The 6793-nt window shown below is 44.3% G+C and carries 6 protein-coding genes; 1 reads left to right on the top strand and 5 read right to left on the bottom strand.

Translation table 11 applies throughout. The annotated features are described in order from the left end of the window. Positions 1 to 515 (bottom strand): REP-associated tyrosine transposase (locus tag ACFSYC_RS05995; RefSeq protein WP_377124558.1); only part of this gene is annotated, 515 nt, incomplete at its 3' end. Between the two features lie 277 nt (positions 516 to 792). Between ACFSYC_RS05995 and ACFSYC_RS05990 the strand changes: the two genes are divergently transcribed. Next, positions 793 to 2727, top strand: a complete 1935-nt coding sequence (locus ACFSYC_RS05990; protein ID WP_377124556.1) for a glycosyl hydrolase family 95 catalytic domain-containing protein — start codon at positions 793 to 795, stop codon at positions 2725 to 2727. A 479-nt stretch (positions 2728 to 3206) separates the two neighbouring features. On the opposite strand, the gene ACFSYC_RS05985 is transcribed toward ACFSYC_RS05990, so the two are convergent. From ACFSYC_RS05985 to ACFSYC_RS05970, 4 genes are all read right to left on the bottom strand, one after another. Further along, on the bottom strand, positions 3207 to 4016 hold the full coding sequence (locus ACFSYC_RS05985; protein WP_377124554.1) for an energy transducer TonB: 810 nt from the start codon (positions 4014 to 4016) through the stop codon (positions 3207 to 3209). Between the two features lie 80 nt (positions 4017 to 4096). Then, the gene (locus ACFSYC_RS05980; protein ID WP_377124552.1) at positions 4097 to 4498 is read right to left on the bottom strand and encodes an ExbD/TolR family protein; all 402 of its coding nucleotides are present in this window, start codon (positions 4496 to 4498) and stop codon (positions 4097 to 4099) included. Further along, positions 4498 to 5199 (bottom strand): MotA/TolQ/ExbB proton channel family protein, encoded by a 702-nt coding sequence (locus ACFSYC_RS05975; RefSeq protein WP_377124550.1) that lies wholly within the window; start codon positions 5197 to 5199, stop codon positions 4498 to 4500. Before ACFSYC_RS05975 ends, ACFSYC_RS05980 begins: the two co-directional genes overlap by 1 nt. A 15-nt stretch (positions 5200 to 5214) precedes the next feature. Next, a complete protein-coding gene (locus ACFSYC_RS05970) occupies positions 5215 to 6696 on the bottom strand; it encodes an SPOR domain-containing protein (protein WP_377124548.1) in 1482 nt (493 codons plus the stop codon). Positions 6697 to 6793: the final 97 nt, after the last annotated feature.

Raw genomic sequence — 6793 nt, 5'->3', positions numbered from 1 at the left:
ATGCCTGCATAATCACGCGCACTGCTATGCAGATATTCGTAATCGTTTTCTACAAAGCCGGCTACTACCGGGTTGTTATGTGTATAGTCAATTTTGTGTTCAATAACTGCTGCACTCCACAATTCTATGGGTTTGTTATGTTGTTGCCAAAACTGGTTATTATTATTGTTACTGTTGGCTTGCCCGGCTTTTTTGAATGAGTTTAACAGCCACTCCTGCCGACTTTCCTGATTATTGTCTTTTATTAAAGCTATCATTCTTTTTGATGTAAGCGATTTAAAATCTCTTATTAACTCTTCGGGTTTTTGAACAGTTGATTTAAAAACCAAATGCACATGACTCGGCATTATACACCAGCTATAAATTTCCATGCCTTTATTATCTACACAAAAGTTAAGATTTTTAATCAGGCAATCAAAATATTCCATCCTTACAAAAACATCTATCCAAAAAACCGTTGCGAAACTTACAAAATATAATCCTTCGGGATTTCTGAATTTATAATTACGGCTCATGTGCTAAAAATACAAAATACCGGATGAAATGTAGATCGTGGATTTGCATGCCTATACCCTGCAGGCGGGCCACAAGCAGGAGCCTTGCGACAGCGTGGGTATTGCTTGGTTTAGAGGCGATGATTTCTTTTTATTTTTCGGTTTAGATCATTCGATCCCCGTAATAACGCGGCGGTGATGTTTTAGATAGTTTTATTACATTTGGATATACACTAAACGCGGTAAACCTCAACTGATCTGTTTGGTGTGTCCAATCGTAATCTGATATCACACCTAAATGAAAAGACTGCTTTTCTGCGTCGCACTGTTGTTGAGTATACATTGCGTTAGCGCGCAAGTATCGGCCTATCAGAATATCTGGAACGCGGTTCCTCAACGCATCCCCAATAATGTCTCTGTTGATGCACCTTTATTAGGTAATGGCGATGTGCTTACCAGCATAGGCTTTGGCCAGGAGGGTTTGCGTTTTTATTTGTCGAAAAATGATTTCTGGCGTTTAGTTTCTAAGGCTGATAAGTTATCCGGCCCGCGGGTTGCCGGCTTTTTCGATATTCAGATTGCCGATTTTAAAAACCCACAGTTTAGCGCCAAGCAGTTGCTTAGTAATGGGGTTACCACCGTCACCCTGCAAAACCAGGACGGCGGCCTTGAGGTCAAATCATGGGTGGCTGCCACAGATAACTTAATATTCATTGAAATGGGTGTGTTTGATAAACCCTTTACCATATCCCTCAGGCTTAATGCGCCGGAAAATCGTATGGTTCAAAATAGCAAAGGTAAAGCTGAGGATGTATCATACCTGAGCCGTCAGTTTAAAGACAATGTAGATATCCCTACAAGGGTGTCAACTGCTTTTAAAGTTCTGGGCCATAACAGTAGCGATTTAACCTTAATGCCCGGCAAAAAGGTTACCGTGGTGATTGCTATGGAGAGCCTGTTTAAACAACGCGACCCGCTGGGTTATGTGGCGGCCAAAGTAAAGGGTATTGATACACTTGCCCACGCAAAGCTATGGGCAGAACATAATAACTGGTGGCAAAAGTACTGGCAAATGTCGTCGTTATACGTTGGCGATCATATATTGATGAAGGCCTATTACCAGGGGCTTTATACCATGGCGGCCTGTGCACGCGATGAGAAATTTCCACCGGCCTTATTTGGTTGGAACACCAGCGACACCCCTTTTTGGAATGGCGACTATCACATGAATTATAACTTTTCGGCGCCTTTTTATGCCCTGGCTACCAATAACCGGCTGCAACAGGCCCGTGTGCATGATGCGCCGTTGCTTGATTTTATGCCCCGCGCCAATTGGTACGCTAAAGAGGTTACCCACACCCGTGGACTGTTAATTCCGGTTGGTATTGGCCCGGCCGGTATAGAGGTGAGCCGTGATTTCCCGGTAATGTCTGACGGTGGTTATACCATTGCTGCTGATGTAGAAGCAGGCGGCCTGTTTTATCGCCAACGCTCAAACGCCTTGTTTGGCACCCTTAACATGGCGCAATACTGGCGCACTACGTATGATGTGGACTATGGCAAAAAAATCTATCCGTATGTGTTAGGGGTGATTGAATTTTGGGAAGATTATTTAACGCTAAAAGATGGCCGCTACGTTATTTATAAAGACGCGGAAGGCGAGCGTTCAAACTTTAGTAAAAATCCGGCCAAAACCATTGCCATGTTGCGTAACGCGTTAGATCTGATCATAGACCTAAGTGCTAATTTAAAGCAGGACGTTAACCGTCAGGCTAAATGGAAAGACATGCTTGCGCGGATGAGCGATTACCCTACTTACAAAGCCAGTGGGATAAATTTGTTCCGCGCTGCCGAGGAGGATAATTTAGGGCGGCAGGTTTACAATGCAAGTTTTGAGTTGATATACCCGGGTAATGGTGTTACGCTTAACAGCAGTACTGCGCAACTGGTGACGGCCCGAAACACGCTGTTTGCCATGCAACGCTGGCAGGATTATAATTATACCAACAGCTATTATATGGCAGCAATACGGGCCGGATATGATTCTGTGGATGTTATAAAAAACCTGGAACGTTATGCATTGGATACTTATCCTAACGGTTTTAAGTTTGATAACCCACATGGGGTTGAAAATAGCTGTACGGTGGCCAATGCGCTGGCCGAGATGATGTGTATGAGCGTGGACAATGTTATCAGGCTTTTTCGCGTGTGGCCCAAGGTTGTCGCACGCTAATTTTGAGGATCTAAGGGCCTGGGGAGCATTTTTGGTATCGGCAAGATTATCAACCAGCGTAATATCAAACGTTGTAATAAAGAGTGAAAAAGGGCGACCGTGCACCATTATCAATCCATGGAACGGTAAGCAGGTTCAGTTGATTAGGAACGGGAAAGACGCGGAGACATTGTCTGGTGTTAGCTTGTCGTTCACGACAGGGGTGGGTGAGGTGATTGAATTGAGGGGTTTATAGGTTTGCTTCAGGCCTGTCGCTCAATAGCTGCCTCAGATCTTTTACTGACAGGCTTGTAGTTACGTCATACCAACAAAAATCCTATAATCATTTAATCCTACAAATCATGGTTCAGACAAAGAGCCCTTGGTGCGTGGCGTTAAGATTACCTGCTGGGTCTTGCCAAATAAGATCAAGGACGGTGAATGTCCTGCATAGAGATTGCTTCGTTCCCCGCAATGACGCGGTAACAAATGGAAAAAGTTTAATTGACCTTAAACACAAACACCACATTGCCACTCTGCAATTCGGTATCAGCTGCGGTAAGGCGCGAGTTTTTAACAGCATCCTCGCATTTTTGTAACAGGGCGGCATCAACTATAGTAGTTCCGCGGGCGCCGGCACGTGCATAAACCACGTTACCGTTTTTATCAACACGCAGCTCAACCACAACTTTGCCGGTGTGGCGGCCATTATCTTCAATTTTAGGCCTGCTTGTAAAGCTGCGCTGGGTCATATTTAAACTACCACCATTACCGGAGCCTGTGCCATCATAATTGGTGGCAAGGGTGCTACCTGTTGTTTTACCCTGGTTGCCGGGTTTTCCGGTAGTGCCGTCACCTTCGCCGGTAGCGTTATTTGTCTTGCCTTGATACAGCGCGTTGGTGTTTACTTTAGGATTAGGCGTTACCTTAGTATTCTCTTTAGCTACAGCTGTACTGGGTTTCTTTGTCGGCGCGGCCACTTCGGGCGCATCTTCAGTATTTTGGGTAACAATATCACGGTCGCTACTTTCCGACTCGCTTTTTTCTTCGGTGGGTGGGGTAGGTGTAACTTTGTCGGGCCTGGTATTGTTGGCTTTTTCGGCCATCGATGGTTCCTGGGTATTCATATAGTCGCTGCCCATACCTTCTTCGGTAGTACCGTAGTTTACTAGTATGCCACCCGTGCCATCTTCTATCGCCGGTGGCGGCCCAAACACCAGAAAATAACATAAAGCAGCTATAAGCAACAGGATAACCCCGGTTGCCCCAAATGCTTTTGGATAATTATTTTCTTGTTGCGTGTAATTCATTCTTTGTTTGTCATTGATTCATTAGTCAGTAAGTCATTGGACGTTACCGAGCCTATAAACTAATCTTCAACCTCTAAAATCTACTTCCTCTTATCTGTAGCCAGTGCTAATTTTATGTTTAACTTTTGGGCTATATCCATTATGTCTACTACATTCTGTATGGTTACATCTTTATCAGAGTAAAGCATAATGGTAAGCTCTGCTGTTTTTGATTTATAGCCTTGCAGTATAGTTTCCAGATCGGCCACCTGTATCTCTTTTTTCTCTACGTAATAACGCAGATCATTGGTTACAGATACGTTGATGGTTTTTTTAGATACGGCCTGTCCGCTGGCGGCTTTGGGCAGTATCAGCTTTATAACGTTTGGATTTGTAACCGTAGACGCGATCAGGAAAAACAAAAGCAGGAAGAACATGATATCGTTCATCGCCGAAGTATGTACCTCGGCCGATGCGCCCTTGTGTCTCTTTCTTAAATTCATTATTTGCTTGGTTCTTCTAACAGGTCAATAAACTCAATGGCGTCGGTCTCTAATTTTAAGATCACTCTGTCAACCATCATATTTAAAACGTGGTAGCCCACATAAGCTATAAGGCCCACGAATAAACCAGCTGCCGATGTTACCATTTTTACATACAAACCGCCTGATATTACACCCATGCTAATGTTATCAGTTAATGATATATCATAAAAGATTTTAATTACGCCGGCAATAGTACCCAGGAAACCAAACATCGGTGCTATACCGGCAACAATGCCTAGTATGCCTATGTTCTTCTCCAGCTTTGATACTTCAAGCTTACCAATGTTCTCAATAGCGCCTTCAATGTCTTTAATGGGTCTGCCGATACGCAATAAACCTTTTTGTAACATACGGCCCAGCGGCGAATTGTTGTTACGGCAGATAGCCACAGCCGAATCTAACTGGCCGGATATTATGCTGCTGCGCACCTGCTGCATTAAGTTGTTCTCGTTTTTTGATGCTTTGCGGATGGTAAAGTATCGTTCAAAAAATATGACCAGGGCCAGTACCGCCAGTATGGCAATCGGTATCATTACCACGCCACCCTTTAGCATCAATTCGCCAAAGCGCAGTTCTTGCTGCGGCAGGGCAGCTAATTGCTGTGTGGCCTGGTTGGCCGTGTCTATTACTTGTTTTACGGTGTCTGTAACTGCTTGCATTAATGTATTGGGTTATTATTGTAGTGGTGGGATAATTTCATTTGGATAAGCGTCGCCAAGCACCTTGCCCGACTCTTGTGATTTTATGGCAAAGTTTTTAGCCTCCTGCGCGGTTTTAAAATGACCTATAGATATATGGATCAACGGGCCGGCACCATCTGTAACCATGCGTGGGTCAAGGCCCCTGCTTTTCAATTTGGTTATTAAACGATTAGCCTGTGCCATATCTTTACAAGCCGGGCTCACATAAACCTCAAAACGGCGTGTACCGGTAGCGTCAGACGAGCGAATTTTGGTAGACACTGTTCTGGCAACGGAGGCTTTAGCAGGGTGCATAGGCACTATATTTATGGATGCTGATGCCTTTGGCGGGGTAATTATAGTGGTTTTAGTGATTGCTTGCGGGGTAAAAGCAGGTGCTTTTTTTGCTGTCGTTGTAGTAACAACCTTTGTAGGGGCCGGCTTGATAACAACAACAGCTTTAGTTGTAGGGGCCGGCTGGGCAATTGTAGGTTGGGTTATCGCTTTTATTTTGGTTGATCCCGACGCCGGTGTACTCACAATGGTATCAACCCTGTTAACGGCGGTGTCTACAAAACGCGTTGTATCTATCACCGTCGTATCTATCGCAGTTGTATCTATCTTAGCAGCTATGACTGGTTTTGGTTTAACGACGATGGTGTCAATTACTTCTTTTTTCCAGAACGTGACCTTAGCAAACGTATCCGGCCTGAAACGGTAAAGTGCAAAAACAGCAAGACCTACAAACACAATAAACAACACAATCACTGTTATGAGCAATAATGGGCTTTTTCGTTCTTCTTCCTCATCTTCAACGGGCTCAAAAAACTCGTTAGAAATACCAGGTTCGGCAGATTGATAACTGTCGTTGCTGATAAATTGGGTAGCCGCATCCGGATCTGCAACCGATGGTTGCCCCGGCAGGGTAGTTTCATAAGTACCAACGGCCGAATCGGTAAATACCGGCTCATCTACCCTTGGTGTTTCAGGTACAGGCGGCGGCGTTTGTGTAAATTTGGGAGGGAAGTTAAGCTCAACCTTGGGCCGCTCTTCTACGGGTGTTATGACTTTATCTTTATTTATACTGACAGGCTCAAAACCATAAAATATGGTATCGTCAATGATCTTGTCGGCAGGTTTAAAGGTTAGTTGGCTAAGTTCGGTATAAAACCAGCCCAGGTTACCAAGCTGCACCTCGCTTATGATAGCTTGTTGCTTTAAGTTGGTAATGTACTTTTCGCAAAAGTAGCGTGCAGACGCTACCGAAATATTCTTTTTATTGGCAATGTATTCGGCCAGCGCATCATCATCTATAGATTGCGCGTCAAACTGCGCCTGGTGATAAGGAGGGTAAAATTTACGTTCCTCATCATTGTAGTAACCGCTTCCGCGTACTTGCACAAAGTAACCCAACCCGGGCACACTCACTTCGCCCTGTTGCATTAGCAATTCGCCTAAATAAAAGCCTACATCCATTTGCTAAAAGTAACAGTTAATTGTAAAAGTTCAAATTATAGTATAAGGTAGTGAGTGATGGATAGTGAGTGGTCAGTGGTGAGCAGTAAGTAAAGCA

Origin of the sequence: Mucilaginibacter antarcticus (assembly GCF_042686155.1) — a bacterium.
Classification (GTDB): Bacteria; Bacteroidota; Bacteroidia; order Sphingobacteriales; family Sphingobacteriaceae; genus Mucilaginibacter; species Mucilaginibacter antarcticus.
Note: the sequence above shows the minus strand (reverse complement) of the source record. Positions and strands in the feature narration are given on the sequence as shown.

Coding starts and splice junctions, on each gene's coding strand:
- ACFSYC_RS05980 (WP_377124552.1), bottom strand. CDS start 4,498: ATGAATTTAAGAAAGAGACACAAGGGCGCATCGGCCGAGGTACATACT.
- ACFSYC_RS05990 (WP_377124556.1), top strand. CDS start 793: ATGAAAAGACTGCTTTTCTGCGTCGCACTGTTGTTGAGTATACATTGC.
- ACFSYC_RS05970 (WP_377124548.1), bottom strand. CDS start 6,696: ATGGATGTAGGCTTTTATTTAGGCGAATTGCTAATGCAACAGGGCGAA.
- ACFSYC_RS05985 (WP_377124554.1), bottom strand. CDS start 4,016: ATGAATTACACGCAACAAGAAAATAATTATCCAAAAGCATTTGGGGCA.
- ACFSYC_RS05975 (WP_377124550.1), bottom strand. CDS start 5,199: ATGCAAGCAGTTACAGACACCGTAAAACAAGTAATAGACACGGCCAAC.